Source organism: Paenibacillus sp. E194, assembly GCF_000935845.1.
Taxonomy (GTDB): domain Bacteria; phylum Bacillota; class Bacilli; order Paenibacillales; family Paenibacillaceae; genus Paenibacillus_B; species Paenibacillus_B alvei_B.
Genome location: NZ_JMDX01000124.1, coordinates 1 through 17,537, shown reverse-complemented (window position 1 = coordinate 17,537; position 17,537 = coordinate 1). Strand labels below are relative to the sequence as shown.

The following is a 17,537-nucleotide window of genomic DNA, read 5'->3' as shown; positions in this document are numbered from 1 at the left end:
AGAATTAGATTTCTTTTTGAAAAATGATGTGTTTGGATCTGGATATTGCAGGGTGATCCCGGATTCTGAACAGGATGATTGGTTTCTGTTCCTAGAAAAAGAAAGGAATCATTTCTGAGTAGGAGGTGCGCTGTATGGATTTTTCAATAATTTCAGATACTGCAGGTGCGAGAGTTGGTGAATTAGCTAGTGAATTAAGAAAAGCATTGGTATCTAACATAAACTCAAGATATGGTCATGTTGATGTCTCGATCGGGATAGGTTTTAGATGCTTGCCTGAATCCTATGGAAGAAGGTCATTTATTAGATACACGAAGAAAGATAACTATCTGACAATCGATATTGCAGTCAAGGTAGAAGAATATGAAAAAATGTATAAAGTAGAGCAACGGTATCATTTGGGGAATCTATTTTTAGAGTTCCTAAACACTGCGCTAAAGAAACACAACTTTGAAGGACTTGATAAAGAGATGTTCATAAATGACATTAAAATGTGGGCAAGGGAGATCCCTATTCAAATGGATAACGGTTCAACAAAATTGAACAATTGGTTTAAGGAAGAGATTGATTGGTCTGTAGATCTTGATAAATAAAGATAGTTTGATGTTGGCTTAATAGAGAAGAAATGAGGAGTTTACGATGAGTAAAGGATTTGAATCAAGTCCAGAGTTTAAAGCCATGATAAAAAGATCAGCTAGAGATCGATATATTTACTCCGTAAGTATTGCAGACTGGGAAGAGGCTTGGTCTTTGAAATTAAATGATGGATTTGTTACCACCTCAGATAAAGAGGGAAATCTGTCTATGCCGATTTAGCCATTTAAAGAGTATGCTATGAAATGCATAGAAGATGAGTGGGAGAACTGTCAAACGCAAAAAATACATTTAGATAAACTCTTAGATGAGATATTGCCTAACCTGTCAGAAGAGGGAACGGATGTAGTTGTATTCAAAGTTCCGGAAGATCCAGACGTTGTGAGAGTATCTGCGGATGACTTTAAAAACAATTTGTTGTATGAATGTTCTCAATATGAATAGCGCTCATGCTAATTCAGCATAAAGCTTCTTCTTTACGATTTGCTTGATTACGAACATACTGACAGACTGTGTTCATGCAGTACGGTCGTCATTGAGAAGGATGTGAGAGAACAAGATGAACTGGGAGAGATATTTGCTGGACGAGAAATCTCCTGTCTCCTATTATGCTCATTTGGGCGTTATTGAGGGGACTCGGAGAGTAGAGAACTTTGATCTTGCTACATTGGAAGAAGATACACGGATTGTTGACTTATTTACGCCTCTGAAAAAATCCAAGAAGAAATATGTGAATTATGAATCGCTGGTCGGTAATCAAATAATAGAAGGAATTTACCTCACTGATCTAGATGAGGAGCGATTACGAATATTTTCTACATTGCCGAATTTAAAGTACTTGCAAATTTCCTCTGGAAAAATGGAGGATCTCCCCAATTTGTCATGTTTACATAGCTTAGAAGTGTTGATTTTGGCGAATTTGCCCCAAGTAAAAGATTTGAACTTTCTGATAGGGTTACAGAACCTGCAAACCTTATATATCTATGGTATGAATCACTTGTACGATTTAACGGCTCTTGCCACTTTATCGAATATAAAGGAATTAAGTCTTAATCATGGACGAATGAGTGGGACGGGAAAGCCAGTTAAAAGCTTTGAGCCTGTTGGAGAATTAATGCGATTGGAGTATTTATCTTTGATCCTGGCATTAGAGAATAAGAGCCGAGATATTACGCCTATTCTAAAATTGAAAAATATAAGGAAACTTCATCTATTGCCGCGACACACCAAGGGAATGAAGGAAACAATTACAGCCAGTTTTCTAAATTTGCTGAACAAACAAGACTTTGAATAGAGCGATACATATACTACATGCAAGTAAATTTGAGATTAAAGGAGTAATTATGAAGATAATAGAGATTATTCAGAAAATTGAACAGGATAGTAATTGCAGACTTGTGAAGCGGACAACAGATTTCACAAATGAATTAGCTCTTCCAGAAGATTTGAATTATTTCTTTAGCCATTATGACTCTTTACAAATGTTTTTAGATAAGCCTTATGGAATAAAAATAGTTTCTTCAAATGAGTTTCTTCCAACTAGTAAAAGGCTTTATCCAGAGGATGATGTCATTTGGGATGAGCTGGAGGGAGATATTAGTAATGAGTGGTATCTAATTGCTGAATCTGAACAAATAAACCAGTACATCAGCATCGACTTAAGCGATTCTCATTTAGGTTATTGCTATGATAGTTTTTTGGAAACCCATGCAACACCAGGGGATAGTCAGATTATTGCTAAAAGCTTTACGGAACTGTTAGAGCATTTATACGCTAGTAAAGGTGAAAATTGGTTTTGGTTGGCTGACAATTTCGAGTCGTATGGGGATGCTTATGATGGCAGGTAACTGTAAAAAACATCAACAATAAAGTCTGCACAAAAACGAGCCTTTAGAATCGCTTCTAAGGCTCGTTTTGCGTTTCGGCTTCCATTTTGCGGGAGGAATGGATGCCGTTCATATAAAGTAAAGATAAAATGGAGGAATAATTTAATATTATTTATAAAATAAGAGGAAATATCCTTTCTTGGATGTGAGTTGTCTGTTATGATCAAGAGGAATACCCCATAACGATTGTTGGAGGTGATGCTTGTAGAAAACTCGGCATAAAAATAGATTTATAGATGAGATTAGTTGTACATAAGATGGAGTGCTTGGGAAGCTGTTTTTTCATGAACCCATGGGAGGTTTGAAAATGAGATTAAAGAATACGCTGTCTTTCATCTTATGTTTTGCTCTCATTTTTTCAGGGACGACGTTGACTGTGTTGGCCGATGAAGCCATCACAGCAAAAGATGCAGATGGCAACACCATCACAGCGAAAGCTGCAAACGGTAACACCATCAGCATTTCAGCAGTGAATCGAGCCATCGGAGCTTCAGATGAAATGATCCTGTTTACCCGAGAAAATAGTAGTAAGCTCACAGATTCGAACCCTTATGCGGCTGCTGCAGTCGTGGACTATCATGAAGGTACTTACAGCGTTACGGATGTCACTTATCGTGAAGGTGCTGTGCAAATACCGACGAATGGTTTTGTACTGTTTGGTCACGGATCGAGTGAACAGTGGATTAAAGACAATATGAGTCCGGGAGACCCGGTTGAGATTGCTGGCTACACGCTGCCTGCACCGGTGGTCGGAGGTCCACAGCTCATCACAGAGCAGGGCACCATACCGATTGACGTTGTAGATCAGGATCAACCGGCGAACACCATTGCCGTCTATACACGTCATTTTGGTGAGATGACAAAACCATTCTCTGAAGATACCGTTCAATATATCATCACCAATGATGTATCGGTCGTGGAAAGCACATATGGTGTTCATGGTCAGAGTGGCACCTACATTCCCGCGAACGGTTATGTCATTTCGGCTTCTGGCAATGCTGCGTCATCCTTGAATTTGGAGGTGGGGCAGTCCGTACAAGCGATTAACGTAGATATTCCTATTCTGCCTAGCAAGTATTTGAAAGTGAATGGTATTGCGGTAGGCATTGATAAAATAAATGGGCCGCGTGGAGCGGGAGAGGTGGTGTTGTACCAGCCTACTTATGGCGCAACCACCAATCAGAATGCTTGGGGAATGGAGCTTACAGTCGTTGGAAATAAGGTAACCAACGTCGTGGCGATTGCATACGACCCCAACACAGGGGCTTATCTTGATAACAATTCCTCCATTCCATCGGATGGATATGTACTGTCGATTCAATCGACAAGTCCATTCTATAACCAACTAGCGGGTCAAGTTCGTATCGGCGCAGAGGTTGAGCTCGTAACGGATAGTTTAATTTACCAAGCGGCTAGAACCTCGTTTGATGCATTTAATCCGAAAGTAAAAGAAGATAACCCCGGAGGCTGGGACAATGTTGGCAATGTGCCTTATCCAGGATTTCGTGGATCGAATCAGATGATCGTCTATGATCGTAATTATGGCGAGGAGACTGGCACGAACCCATGGGGCAATGAAGTGATTGTTAATGCGGACGGATATGTGACGAACAATGGCGGGAACAACAGTAAAATTCCTGAAGGCGGAGGCTATGTATTATCCGGTCATGGGGTTAAAAACACATGGTTAAAGAATAACGCACTGGTCGGAGCCAAATTGAGTCTGGATTTTGCTAAAAAACAAGTGTTGGTTATTTTTACGCCGGAATCTTACTTAGATAAAGCTTCGATAAGTATCGATAGCGCAGAGAAGGCGCTCCAGTTATCTAAGAATCAATTTATGGATGTTCCTTATGCCGATATCGAACAGAAGATTGTAGAGGCAAAGGGCGTTTATGAGTTGGCCAAACAGCGCTTAAATGAAAGCGGTACCAACGGGTTGATAGATCTACTGAATGACTTAGATCAGAAAGTTACGGAAGCAAGTTACATGAATTTTGAGTCTCCGAAAGTACAGACTCGAGGTCTCTGGATGAGGCCGAAGGAAAAGAACGTGGAGCAGGTTCGAGATCATGTGAAGAAAATCAAAGAGACCGGTATCAATGCCATCTATCTAGAAACGTGGTGGAATGGATATACCACTTGGCCAACGTCTTTGCCAGATACCGAGTTAAATCCTTTGTATGAAGGCTTTGATGTACTTGGAGCATTTATTGAGGAAGGCAAAAAACAGGGGGTTGAAATTCATGCCTGGGTGGAGAACTTCTTTGTCGGCGGGCCGGTTGTGGTGAATCATCCCGATTGGCTTATGAAAAGCAGACAAGGTATTGATTATGAAGAAGGCAGTCATAATGCCAAGTGGTATTGGCTTAATCCAGCGCTCCCGCAAGCTAGAGATTTCGTTGCTTCTGTATACGATGAACTTGTCACGAAATATGACATAGCTTCACTGCATTTGGATTATGCGAGGTATCCAGGATCCGGAGATTACACGAATGATTTTGGTTACGACACGTATACCCGCAATTTGTTCAGCGAGAAATATGGCGTTGATCCGCTGAACCTTCATCCAGGAGATCAGTACTGGGATGAATGGCTGCAATTCCGTGCGGACATGATCAATACCTGGGTCGTTCGGGTAGTGAACGAGGCGCATCAAATCAAACCAAACCTACAAATTACAACTGCGGTATGGCCGAATTATGAGGAAGCGCCGAAATCGCACGCACAAGAAGCGAAATACTGGTTGGATCATAATTTAATCGATCACTTGTTCCATATGTCCTATGCACCGGGTTCGGAATTAACGGTAACGGACTTGAAAAACTCGATGGCATTAGCGGGGGACAATGCATTCGTCTCATCGGGTCTGGACACGTTCCAAGGCAATCCTACATCGGCTGTTGTGGATCAAATTACCGAAGCGACAAAGAATGATGGAGCTGGAGCCGCATTATTTGAATACGAAGGACTATTTAATTATAAGTATGACAAGGTGCTGAAGATTGGGTTGTATCGTAATAAGGCAATTTTGCCTCAATATGATACGACCAAGCCTCTAGCGACCGTGATGGAAGAAATGATCCGTAAAATCAATGAGATATACGTTCCTTTCCAAGGGATGAGCCGTAAGGACGGCGCAAAACTAATACAGAAACTTGAATCTGCTGTAAAAGATCTACATGTGAATCCCAATATGACAGATGAGACTGCAAGTGACGTGAAACAGAAGATCGACAGCATAAGCAAACTTCTTGCAAGCAACTCGATTAATAATGAAGTAAAGAATCGAATGAAGCATGATTTGGACTATGGCAGTAGAATGATAGACATCTATTTCTCTAAAACAGCGAAAACGCAACTAAGTAAATTAACGGTGAGCTCGGGGAAGAAGGTAATGAAGGTAACGCCTTCCTTCACACCATCGACGTATGATTACAAGGTAAAGGTCGGGCATTCGGTTACGGAGCTAAATATTACGGCGAGTACAAGTAATCAGAATTCAGTTATTTCCGTGGGTGGCAAGCATATTGAAAATGATGCGGTCATTCTCGTACCACTTCAAGTGGGTTCGAATCTGGTTACGTTACAAGTGATGTCCGAAGATGGACGAATGAAAAACTACACGGTGACGATTCAGCGCGCTGGTAATGATAAAGGGAACTACGAAGAATAACGACAAAGTTGAAACTGCAATATGTAGGCTTTATCAATTTCTAATGAATTCACGGGGTGTCGCAGATCGATTTTGGCACCCCGAATTTTTAGTTTTGTAAATCCGAGTGCTATATTAGAATGTGGAGAACGACGCTAAGCCATATTTCGATAGATAGATTCAAAGCCAATGTGAATAGGAGTCAATACATATGAAGAATATAATCTCCAAATATTTTAAAAATAGTGGAGATTTTGTTTAATGCATGCTACAATGAACTTGCATGAAGGGAAAAGGTGGCAGGAACGACTCTTATTCCGAAATCATTCATGAATTGGAGCAATTACAGATATAGCGTAGAATAACAAGGCTTTTTTGTAAGCGCTACCGTTTTCGGACTTATAGTCATTTCTCCTCCTAGCTTTGAGAGATTGTTTATAAAGAAGAGAGGGTGTTGTGGTATGAGTTTCAAAGGTAGAAGGCTGATTTCATTACTATTGGCATCAATGATGATGGTGGGGCTATTGGCGGCGTGTGGTTCGGATTCATCGGGCAACAAAGAGGCTGCTTCAAGTGGGAACAACGATAGCAAGAAGTCCGCGGAACAAGTCACGGTAGAGTTCTGGACAATCTCATTGCAGCCGACTTTCAATGATTACTTCAACAAATTGATTGCGGAATATGAAGCGAAGAATCCGAATGTCAAGATCGATTGGAAGGACTACCCTTACGATGCTGTACTGAACAAGCTCATGACGAATATTGCTGGCGGTAATGCGCCAGACGTGGTGAACCTTAATACGGAGCTGGCCAATCAGATGGGAACCAAGGATGCATTGGTTGACTTCAACCAAGAGCTGACAGCGGATCAGAAGGCAGCTTATTTCCAAGGAATCTACTCCTCAACAGAAATGAACGGCAAAGCGTTCGCACTCCCTTGGTACACTGGATTGCCTGTCCTATTCATGAATAAGGATCTGGTGGTGAAAGCGGGACTGAATCCGGACAATCCGCCGAAGACGAAACAGGAATTGAACGAATGGGGTCGCAAGATCAAAGAGAAAACCGGTGCCTACGGCTACATATTCACGATGGAAGCACGGACTCTGTTAGAAGAGAACCTGCCGTTCCTGACTGAGGATTATAAGAAGGCAGCTTTTAATACACCGGAAGTGGAAGCGTATGTCAATGAGAATGTACAACTGTTAAAAGACGGCGTCATTCCAAAAGACATTATCAACTACGATAAACAAGTGCAATACTTCGCGAGTGAGCAAGTAGCCATGTCTTTATCCAGCTCACCATTTATTAACAAGATCAAGACAGCCGCGCCGGATGTATACAACAAAATGCTTGCCGTTCCAAGTCCGGTTGGCAAAGCGGGCATCCGCTATTCCAACACGATGAACATCGTCGTGCCTTCGGCAACATCTCATAAGAAAGAAGCGGTCGACTTCGCTGTATTCGTCACGAATGCGGCCAATCAGGTGGAATTCTCCAAGATTGCTAATACATTGCCTTCCACGGTAGAGAGTGCCAAAGATCCATTCTTCTCGGAGAATGACGGAACTCTAGAAGGGGTCGCTAAGACCGTATCTGCAGTCAGCCTTGATAAAGCCGAGGATTTCTACATCGGCGTTGAGAGTGCTAAAGACGTTAATCAGACCATCACCAAAGCATTGCAGGAAATTTATTTGAACGGTGCTGACGTGAAGAAGACATTGACTACGGCCGAGAGCGATGTTAACAAAATCTTGGGCAACTAAAAACTTCAAATTGGGCAGGCTTGTCCTGCCCGATTTCTATAATGGATGTTCAAAAGTGGACTTTTTGAACTACCTAATTAATGGTGGTGGAGGATTACTATCATGAAAAAATTCTTTACTAGATTCGGCAAGTCGGAAGCGTCAGTGGCTTGGCTCTTCATGACACCGGGTTTGATTCTACTGGCCCTATTTGTCTTCTGGCCGATTATTTATAGCATACCGCTGGCGCTGACGAATTACTCCGTCATAGGCAAGACCGAGTTTGTTGGCTTGGATAACTTCGTTAAGGCATTGCAGGATAAGAGCTTCATCACGTCACTGCTCAACTCATTGCTATACGTCATTGTTGTGCCATTTATTCAGATTATATCTATTCTTATGGCGATTCTAGTCAATAGCAATGTCAAAGGCATTAAATTATTTCGTACGGCTTACTACATCCCCGTAGTTACTTCTATGGTCGCGGTAGCGCTTATTTGGGGCTGGCTGCTCAACCAGAATGGGGTCATAAACTATGTGCTGTCCAATGTAGGGTTAATGAAAGAGCCAATTACCTGGCTGTCCAACAAAGATACAGCACTGTGGACACTGATGTTCATTACGATGTGGAAGGGCCTTGGCTACTATATGATGATTTATTTGGCCGGATTACAATCCATTCCGAAGGATCTGACTGAGGCTGCGATGATTGATGGCGCGAGCCGGGCGCAGACGATTCGTAAAATTACAATTCCGCTGTTGAAGCCGTATGTCTTTTTCTGCACGCTTATTTCACTAATGGCGGCAATCCGTGTGTTCGATGAAGTGTTCATCCTGACGATGGGTGGACCGGGGGATGCTACCTTAACATCGAGTTTGTATATTTATCAGCAGGGTTTCCAGCAATTTAATTTCGGCTACTCTTCGGCACTTGGCTTAATTGTCAGCGTCATGATTGGTGCGCTTAGTATCGTCATCTTCAGATTCAACCGGAAGGGTGGTGTCAATCCATATTAATGGATGCATGATATGAGAAAAAAACCACTTCGATTAGTGAAATTATTATTGTTGTATGGAGCTTTGATTCTGTTTGCCATTTTTATGATGGGACCATTCCTATGGATATTAAGTGTGTCGCTCATGCCCGGCAAGAATGTGTTCAGCTCTCCGCCGGCGATCTTCCCGACATTTATCGACTTTGATAATTACGTCCAAGTATGGAATTACATGGACTTTCCAAGATACTTAATGAATACCGTTATCATTGCGCTGATGGGCGTTGTAATGAACATCTTCTTTTCTTGTCTTACAGCCTATCCGCTTGCCGTATTCCGTTTCAAAGGCCGGGATCTAATCTTCGCACTACTGGTTGCGACGATGATTATTCCCGCTGCAGCCGGCATGGTAGTTAACTATTTGACGGTAAAAGCACTAGGCATGATGGGTGGGTTTCTTGCAGTCGTGCTTCCTTCAGCGGTTACCGTGTTCAACGTATTCCTAATGAGGCAGGCGTTTATGGGCATGCCACATGAGCTGCGCGATTCCGGCAAAGTGGACGGTGCCAGCGAATTTCGTATTTGGTTTCAATTGGCGCTGCCAATTGTGAAGCCGGCGATCGCCGTTATCGGACTATTGGAGTTCATGGGGATGTGGAATAGCTTCCTCTGGCCGATGATTGTGCTTAATGATACGAAGCAGTATCCAATCGCGTCCGCGCTCAGCTTTTTAAATGGCCAATTTTCCTATAATTTTGGCTGGATTGCCGCCGGAACCGTCATTTCGGTTATACCGATTATCATCGTGTTCCTGTGCACCCAGAAATATTACATGGAAGGCGTATCCGGAGCAGTTAAAGGATAGGAGGACACTACTCACATGAGAAAAATTATATATATTCCGCTGGATGAACGTCCGTGCAATTACGAATTTCCGGCACTTCTTGCCGCGGGAACGGATTATCATGTCGTCCGTCCGGATTTGAGCATGATGGGGTTGAAGAAGCGCCCTGGAGACATCGAACAGCTATGGGCTTGGCTATTCGAGCAGGCGCGTGATGCAGACGGAGCGATTGTGGCCTTGGACACATTGCTATACGGAGGAATAATCCCCTCGCGGCTGCATGAGATGACGGAGGAACAATGCGGGGAGCAATTGGAGAAGCTCCGTCAATTGAAGCGGATTAACCCGGCTTTGCAGGTATTTGCTTATCAGCTCATTATGCGTTGCCCGCGCTATTCCAGCAGTGATGAAGAACCGGATTATTACGAGAATTGGGGCAGGGAGATTTTCCGGCGCGGATATATCCGCCACCGGTTGGAACTGGGCATCGCGACAGAAGAAGAGCAAGATGAATTGCAGCAGATTGAGGGCGTTTTGCCTGAATCCATGTGGCAGGACTATACGGAGCGCCGTGCTGTTAATTTAACAGCAAATAAGAGAGCAATCGAACTGGTGCAGGACGGGGCCGTCGATTTCATGATCATCCCACAGGATGACTCGGCTCCTTATGGTCTGACCGCGGTGGATCAGCAGCACGTTCGCGAGCATGTCAAGAAGTGTCAGCAGCAGCTGTCTGTCTATATGTATCCCGGGGCGGACGAAGTGGGGTGTACGCTACTTGCCCGCATGATCAATCATTTTGAGCGTCGCAAGCCACGGGTGCATGTTCATTTTGCCAGTGTGCAAGGGCCGTTAGTGATGCCTCTATATGAGGACCGCGTGCTATATGAATCGGTTAAATATCAGATTATGGCGGCCGGAGGACTAATGTCGCCTTCCCTGGCAGAAGCCGATATGGCCCTATGCATCAATTCGCCCGGCGAGAGCATGATGGAGTCGAATGATCAAGGGCAGTTTTATTTAGGGTATCAGGTATACCGGAATCTAATTGAACTGGTAGAGATGGCTGATGATATTGTTCATCGTCTCGGCAAGCCTTGTGTTATCGCCGATGTAGCCTATGCCAACGGAGCAGATCTTGAACTGCTGCAGCTGCTTCGCGATAAGAAGCTATTGTTCGAATTGGCCGGTTATGCAGGCTGGAATACAAGTGGCAACACGCTTGGAACTTGCATTGCTCAAGGCATGATCTATGCCGTGTATGGCAATACGCAGCAGCATCGCGATTTCCTGTCACTACGCTATGTCGAGGATGGGGGCTATTGTGCCTCCGTGCGTAGAGATGTAAGTGATCGGGTGCTGCCTGGTACGGGATACAATTATTTCTTGATCGACGGACAGCGGGGACAAATCGCTGAGCAGGTCAGAGCTGGATTAACTCGGTTCATCGAGCAGCATTTACATCATCCAGAGAATGATTATGAAATCGTGATCGACGATTGCTATATGCCTTGGAGTCGGATGTTTGAGGTCGGATTGAAGACCCATGTCCGTGATACGAAGCAAGGACAATAAAGTACGACGAGGATTCGAGCTTCGCTAATACTGCGAGGGTTTACAAATTTTGCGAATAACAGAAAAGGCGCATGAACAGCTCAGGTGGATGCTGGAAGCGCCGGAGAAGGAGTCAGCGAGAGATGGATAACGAGCGAATGACAGACGTCGCCGTCCTAGGCGGCGGGTTGGGCGGATGCATGGCCGCATTGGCTGCAGCCAAAATGGGCGTGCGTGTGATCATGACAGAGGAGACGGATTGGCTCGGCGGTCAGCTGACGAGTCAGGCGGTTCCGCCGGATGAACATCAGTGGATCGAGAAATTCGGCTGCACAGAGACGTATCGCGAGTTTCGAGACCGGGTGCGTGCTTACTATCGAGAGAACTATCCGATGTCAGAGGAAGCGAAGAATAATGAACTGCTTAATCCCGGCAATGGTTGGGTAAGCCGCTTATGCCATGAGCCGAAGGTAGCGCTGCGCGTAATCGAGGATATGTTGGCCCCGTATGTGAACAGCGGTCGTATCACGGTATTGTATCATTTCAGACCAACTGCAGCCTCAGTTAACGAGGATCAGATAGAGAGTGTAACCGTTACACATATAAGCTCAGGTGAAGAAGTTGTACTAAGGGGATCGTACTTCCTCGATGCTACGGAATGTGGAGACGTACTGCCGTTAGCGGGGGTTGAATATGTAATAGGCGCGGAGTCCAGGCATGAGACAGGGGAACCGCATGCGTTGGAAGAGGCAAATCCGCTCGATATGCAGTCGATCACCCATGTGTTTGCCCTCGATTATGTAGAGGGTGGCGATTTCACGATTGAGCAGCCTGAGCAATATGATTTCTGGCGCAAGTTCGTACCGAAGCATACGAATATTCCGCTGTTAAGCTGGTATGCGAACGATACGGATGACGCGGAGAAAATGAAGAAGTTCGCCCTATTTCCAGGTGAAGGCAAGGACGCTTCTGGGCGGGAGCTTCTGTCGCTGTGGACGTATCGTCGCGTCATAGACCCGGCTTTATTCGAGCCTGGGCTATATGAAAGCGACATCACCTTGATCAATTGGCCGCAGAACGATTATTTTCTGGGTTCAATTATTGACGTTCCTGAAGCAGAACGGGACGAACATCTGGCGAATGCTAGACAGTTAAGCCTCTCACTGATCTACTGGCTCCAGACCGAGACGCCTCGTCCGGACGGAGGGCGAGGGTATCCTGGCATCCGGCTGCGTACGGATGTACTGGGTACAGAGGACGGACTGGCGAAGTACCCGTATATTCGTGAGTCGCGCCGGATTAAAGCGATGTATACCATCACGGAGCAGGATGTTAGTAAGGAAATCCGCGGGGAACAAGGGATTCGCCGTTACGACGATAGCGTCGGTGTCGGCAGCTATCATCTAGATGTTCACCTGACGACCGTCACGAACCGAACGTTCTATATTCCGAACTATCCGTACGAGATTCCGCTTGGTGCGTTACTGCCGATCCGGGTCAAGAATTTGCTGCCCGCTTGTAAAAATATCGGCACCACTCAAATCACGAACGGATGCTACCGCCTCCACCCGACAGAATGGAATATTGGGGAATCGGTCGGTTATTTAGCAGCCTATGCGCTACAGAATCAAGTGACGCCGCATGAGGTACACGCCAATTCGGAGCATCTTCAGGCCTATCAAGCGCTGATTCAAAGGCAAGGGGTCCAAATCCACTGGCCGGACGATCTGGTTCTATAACAACGATAGAGTAGAAAAACTCAGCAGACAGCCACTCTATTGATAATAAGGGGTGGCTGTTTACTGATTCTAAGGAAATGAAAGAGTACGTATTATGAGCTACATATTACTCAATGAACAGTTTATTTACGGAGGTGTGCGCTATGGTAGATTCAATTATTCAAACTTTAAAAGGCGGACTTATTGTTTCCTGTCAAGCTCTTGCGGAAGAACCATTCTACGGAAGTGATTATATGGCCCGCTTTGCTCTAGCGGCTGATATGGGCAAGGCGGTAGGGATCAGGGCGAATACGCCTCAAGATATTAGAGCGATAAAAAAGGTGACGAATTTGCCGGTTATCGGATTATGGAAGAAGGAGTATACCGGTTCAGACGTTTACATAACTCCTACCTTAACAGAGGTTGAAGGTATAATCGCTGCTGGAGCCGATATTGTCGCTACGGATGCTACATTACGCAATAGGCCGGGCAATGTTTGTCTTGCGGATTTGGTTAAAGAAATAAGGAAGAAGCACCAAGTACTATTAATGGCAGATGTATCTTCTGTAGCAGAAGGAGTAGAGGCGGAGAGATTGGGTTTTGATCTTATTTCTACTACGTTATCTGGTTATACAGCCTACAGCCCCCAGAGCGAGGAACCAGATATTCAATTAGTTGCTGATTTAAGTCAAATGGTTAGCGTTCCCGTATTAGCTGAGGGGAGAATTCAAAGTCCTGAACAGACTGTTGAGTGTCTTCGGGCCGGAGCTTACGCAGTGGTAATTGGCGGAGCCATTACCAGGCCGCAATTGATTACTAAAAAATATACGGATGCTATACTTCAATATCATAATGTTCCTGAAATGTAGTCTTTATTATTTTTGTTGCAGCAGCCTTTAAACGAGGAGGTTCTATGGATGGGGCATACTGGGGAAGTAGCTATAGGTCTGGATATCGGTGGAACAAATATGAAGTCGGGGATTGTAAATGCGGAGGGAGTGGTCATTCATCATTTGAATTGTCCGACGAAGGCAAATGAAGGTGGGGAGGCACTGTTACATCGAATTGCCGAAATTACGAAGGAATTAGAAAGGTATTCAAGCAGTCAAGGATGGAAGGTAAAAGGTGTCGGCATAGGGACTGCCGGTCAAGTGAATAGTCGGACAGGCGTTGTAATGGGGGCCACAGCTAATTTGCCGGGATGGGCCGGAATGGAGCTTGGGAATCGGCTGCATTCCATGACAGGTTTGTCTGTATTGATTGATAACGATGCGAATGCGATGGCATTCGGCGAAGCGTGGGTAGGGTCTGGCAGACAATGGAACGATTTCATCTGTGTTACCTTGGGAACGGGAGTAGGCGGTTGCCTGATCATTAATCATAGGCCGTATCAAGGACGGGATGGGTTTGCGGGAGAAATAGGCCATCATGTTATTGAGTACAGTGGTTATCCATGCAATTGCGGAAGAATAGGCTGTTGGGAACAGTATGCTTCTGTTACAGGATTGATGAGAATGGTAGAAGAAGCTGGGGCAGAGCTAGAAGGGATTAGTACCGCGGAAAGTATATTCGCATTTGCGCAGGAAGGAAACCAAGCATCTATTCACGTGCTGAGCAGATATACTCAGTATATTGCTGCTGGTCTGGCTAATATGGTCCATACATGTAATCCAGAGGGGATTGTCATTGGAGGGGCCATTACTCGGCAAGGCGATTTTTTACTTAATCCGGTTCGTGAAAGTCTGTCGCGCCAGCTGCTTCCTGTTTATAGAGAGAGGGTTCGGGAAATTGAGGTAGTCTCGGCTTCTTTAGGAGATAATGGAGGTGTAGTAGGGGCTGTAGCGGGTTATTTTATTTAAAATTATAGTTACATTATAATGTAACTTATTATAGCATACTAATTTGCCTTTTGAAGGAATTTGTGTATATCCTAGATAGTAGGTTAGTCTACAGGTTCATTATTTGTTAGGCAACCTGAAAGGAGAATGGATTTGTCTAACGAGCAGGGAATGGGAAAGACGTTGTTATCCATAAGAAGTCATTTTAATGGATTAACCAAAACAGAACAAAAAGTTGCAAATTTTATTCTGGAAAACGCTCAGGATATCATTTATCACTCGGTGACTGAACTTGCAGAGAGAGCGGACGTCGGTGAGACGACGGTGATTCGTCTCTGCCGGAAACTGAAATTCCAGGGTTTTCAGGATTTCAAATTATCTCTGGCACAAGATATGGTTAAGCCTTCCGATCGCTTATATAATGAAGTTACTGAAGAGGATGATGCAGCGACTTTAAACCGCAAGGTTATATCTATGCATATTGAGACGCTGGAACAAACTTCGGAACTTATTAGTTCAGATCAGTTGGAGAAGACCATTGATCTACTGACTGCAGCTAATCATATTCACTTTTTTGGTGTCGGATCTTCAGGATTGACGGCGTTACAGGCCGCGCATAGCTTCACCAGGATTGGCAAGCAGAGCTTCGCTAAGACAGATACGCACTTTCAGGCCATGACAGCTGCATTAATGCATCCAGGAGATGTAGCTGTTGGGATATCCATTTCGGGAAGCACCAAAGATACACTAGAGAACTTAAGCTTAGCCAAGAAAGCGGGCGCCAAAATAGTTGTTATGACCAGTAATGCGCGTTCCCCTATAACCAAACTGGCAGATATCGAACTGTTAATGGTTGCTAGAGAAAATCCATTACAAGGCAGCTCACTTGCTGCAAAGATATCCCAGCTAGCTGTTATTGATATTTTGAATGTCGGGGTTTCTTTGAAAATAAAGGATGAAGCTCTGAAATACCGCGAGATAACGGCAAAATCAATCTCTGAGAAACTGTATTAATGATTACATCATTAATTTCAATTATATTAGTTGATAAAATGAGAAAGCTCTCCATCGTATGGTGAGCTTTTTGTCATTTTATAGCCAGATACTCACAAAAAAGGGGTGCTGACATGCTAAAAAGATTTGTTTGGAAGAAAAATGATATTCATTCCATACAATTAAAAGAAAATGTATACATCATTGCTCAATTATTAGAGAGTCCATACGTTGCATTTTTTCATATAACGAGTGAAAGTAATCATTTTGATGAGAAGCCGCTTGACCTAAATAACTATAAACCTTTCGGCGTATGTATGGTTTTAAAGGGGTTTTTCAAGCAGTGTTCCGTAGGGAAACTAAAAAATGTACAACCTAATTTGAATATCCCTATACCAGAGATTTTTATTAGTAGTGACAGGGGACAGTGGGGAAATCGGTCTGAATTTAGTGATGATGAACTCATATACAATTTGGTGAAAATCGATCCCGCAGTCGGTGATAAGGGGCTTATGGGGAATGAAATTATCCAATACAATATTGATAGAAATGACCCGAACATGTTAACCAACTACGAAATTGTTGGGTATAACACTGGTTACGAATTTGTACGTCGCTTAATTCTATCGATTGAGAATGGACGATGGATCGATCCATTAAAAGAGCAGCGATTGCTTGGTATCGATAACTATCCGTTACAAACAGTGGAAGAGATGTGGCAAGCCGGAGTTCCTAAATATGGAGTAGAAGATAAAGATGAGAATCGACAAAATGAGAATGAAGCAGCCCAAATCAATTATTTAATGGAGATGTATAATGACCCGTTCTACCCAGAATTTTTAGTGGATAAAGTAAAGGAATGCATTTTGCGGGTTGTTCAATTTATAGAAGAAGGGAATCGTGATGTAAATAAGATTCAACGAAAACTTGATGAAATGACAATAGCCATTAATGATTTGGCAGATGAGTTTGGGCAAAATAATAGTGAAATAGAGACGGTTGCAAGGGAATCAATTGCTGCTACAGTAAAATCGGTTTTACAATATTATAAGATCGATCTTGATATTGAGGATGCCCTTAGAGAAAGAGATTGGTAGTAGATAATTGCACACAAAGACAATAAGGGGGTTATCCAGAAAGTCATTGAAAACTGACTTCTGGACAGTCCCTTTTTGGTAGGATTTAACTCGATACATGTCGAAGTATGGTGAGAAGCAGCGCTGCAGTACAATGAATCTGGCCAAGAGATCGAGAGAATCTTATCATTAAAGGAGTAAGTATGAAAATAAATAGAGAACCCATTTTACCAATTAGACAAATAGGGGAAGACAATTGGATAGAAAACCTGACATCCTTTCTTGAGGATCATGATGTAGAAGTGATTACATTAGAAACTGAAAATTTTCAAAAGACAGAGCAATATCTAGATTGGATAATTCCCTCACAAACGAAAGATTATTTCTTACATTTCGGTGGTATAGAAAGCTCTGATTTCATGTACAACCTTAAGAAAATGGATGAGTGGGAAGCATTGTCAAATTCTATATGGGAGTTTGTATCATTACATTTTCAACAAGAAGAAACAGATAAATATATTGTTTTTTACTGAAAGTCCTAGTAATGATCCTATTTGCTTTAAAAGGGATACTGGGGAAATCTATTTATTTCTCATGATCCGATTAAAGGGCTAAAGTATATAAAGATTTCAATGACTA

The 17,537-nt window shown here is 43.5% G+C and carries 15 protein-coding genes and 1 pseudogene; all 16 read left to right on the top strand.

Annotated features, from left to right (window positions below):
* Positions 1-134: 134 nt before the first annotated feature.
* Positions 135-593, top strand: a complete 459-nt coding sequence (locus AZ66_RS17245; protein WP_044355956.1) for a hypothetical protein — start codon at positions 135-137, stop codon at positions 591-593.
* A gap of 46 nt (positions 594-639) precedes the next feature.
* A complete protein-coding gene (locus tag AZ66_RS31475) occupies positions 640-816 on the top strand; it encodes a hypothetical protein (protein WP_156159998.1) in 177 nt (58 codons plus the stop codon).
* Between the two features lie 12 nt (positions 817-828).
* Positions 829-1,038: pseudogene (locus AZ66_RS33815) on the top strand (DUF2750 domain-containing protein); the annotation flags it as partial.
* Between the two features lie 115 nt (positions 1,039-1,153).
* A complete protein-coding gene (locus tag AZ66_RS17235) occupies positions 1,154-1,888 on the top strand; it encodes a leucine-rich repeat domain-containing protein (protein ID WP_052648574.1) in 735 nt (244 codons plus the stop codon).
* A gap of 49 nt (positions 1,889-1,937) precedes the next feature.
* A complete protein-coding gene (locus tag AZ66_RS17230) occupies positions 1,938-2,441 on the top strand; it encodes a hypothetical protein (RefSeq protein WP_044355954.1) in 504 nt (167 codons plus the stop codon).
* 346 nt (positions 2,442-2,787) lie between these two features.
* Positions 2,788-6,156, top strand: a complete 3,369-nt coding sequence (locus AZ66_RS17225) for a family 10 glycosylhydrolase (protein ID WP_052648573.1) — start codon at positions 2,788-2,790, stop codon at positions 6,154-6,156.
* A 440-nt stretch (positions 6,157-6,596) separates the two neighbouring features.
* Positions 6,597-7,901 (top strand): ABC transporter substrate-binding protein, encoded by a 1,305-nt coding sequence (locus AZ66_RS17220; protein WP_044355953.1) that lies wholly within the window; start codon positions 6,597-6,599, stop codon positions 7,899-7,901.
* Between the two features lie 102 nt (positions 7,902-8,003).
* Positions 8,004-8,897, top strand: a complete 894-nt coding sequence (locus AZ66_RS17215; RefSeq protein WP_021258268.1) for a carbohydrate ABC transporter permease — start codon at positions 8,004-8,006, stop codon at positions 8,895-8,897.
* 12 nt (positions 8,898-8,909) lie between these two features.
* Positions 8,910-9,740, top strand: coding sequence for a carbohydrate ABC transporter permease (locus AZ66_RS17210; protein WP_052648572.1), 831 nt, complete (start codon positions 8,910-8,912; stop codon positions 9,738-9,740).
* A gap of 15 nt (positions 9,741-9,755) precedes the next feature.
* Positions 9,756-11,294 (top strand): DUF4127 family protein, encoded by a 1,539-nt coding sequence (locus AZ66_RS17205; RefSeq protein ID WP_044355951.1) that lies wholly within the window; start codon positions 9,756-9,758, stop codon positions 11,292-11,294.
* 122 nt (positions 11,295-11,416) lie between these two features.
* Positions 11,417-13,012: an FAD-dependent oxidoreductase gene (locus AZ66_RS17200; protein ID WP_044355950.1), complete on the top strand. Its 1,596-nt coding sequence runs from the start codon at positions 11,417-11,419 to the stop codon at positions 13,010-13,012.
* A 143-nt stretch (positions 13,013-13,155) separates the two neighbouring features.
* Positions 13,156-13,860 (top strand): N-acetylmannosamine-6-phosphate 2-epimerase, encoded by a 705-nt coding sequence (locus AZ66_RS17195; RefSeq protein ID WP_044355949.1) that lies wholly within the window; start codon positions 13,156-13,158, stop codon positions 13,858-13,860.
* A 48-nt stretch (positions 13,861-13,908) separates the two neighbouring features.
* Positions 13,909-14,850 (top strand): ROK family protein, encoded by a 942-nt coding sequence (locus AZ66_RS17190; RefSeq protein WP_044355948.1) that lies wholly within the window; start codon positions 13,909-13,911, stop codon positions 14,848-14,850.
* A gap of 132 nt (positions 14,851-14,982) precedes the next feature.
* Positions 14,983-15,843, top strand: coding sequence for a MurR/RpiR family transcriptional regulator (locus tag AZ66_RS17185; protein ID WP_231586918.1), 861 nt, complete (start codon positions 14,983-14,985; stop codon positions 15,841-15,843).
* A gap of 113 nt (positions 15,844-15,956) precedes the next feature.
* Entirely contained in the window at positions 15,957-16,919 is a 963-nt protein-coding gene (locus AZ66_RS33810) for a DUF5713 family protein (RefSeq protein ID WP_442950303.1), read from the top strand.
* Between the two features lie 182 nt (positions 16,920-17,101).
* Positions 17,102-17,431: a hypothetical protein gene (locus AZ66_RS17175; RefSeq protein ID WP_044355946.1), complete on the top strand. Its 330-nt coding sequence runs from the start codon at positions 17,102-17,104 to the stop codon at positions 17,429-17,431.
* The last annotated feature ends 106 nt before the right edge of the window (positions 17,432-17,537 follow it).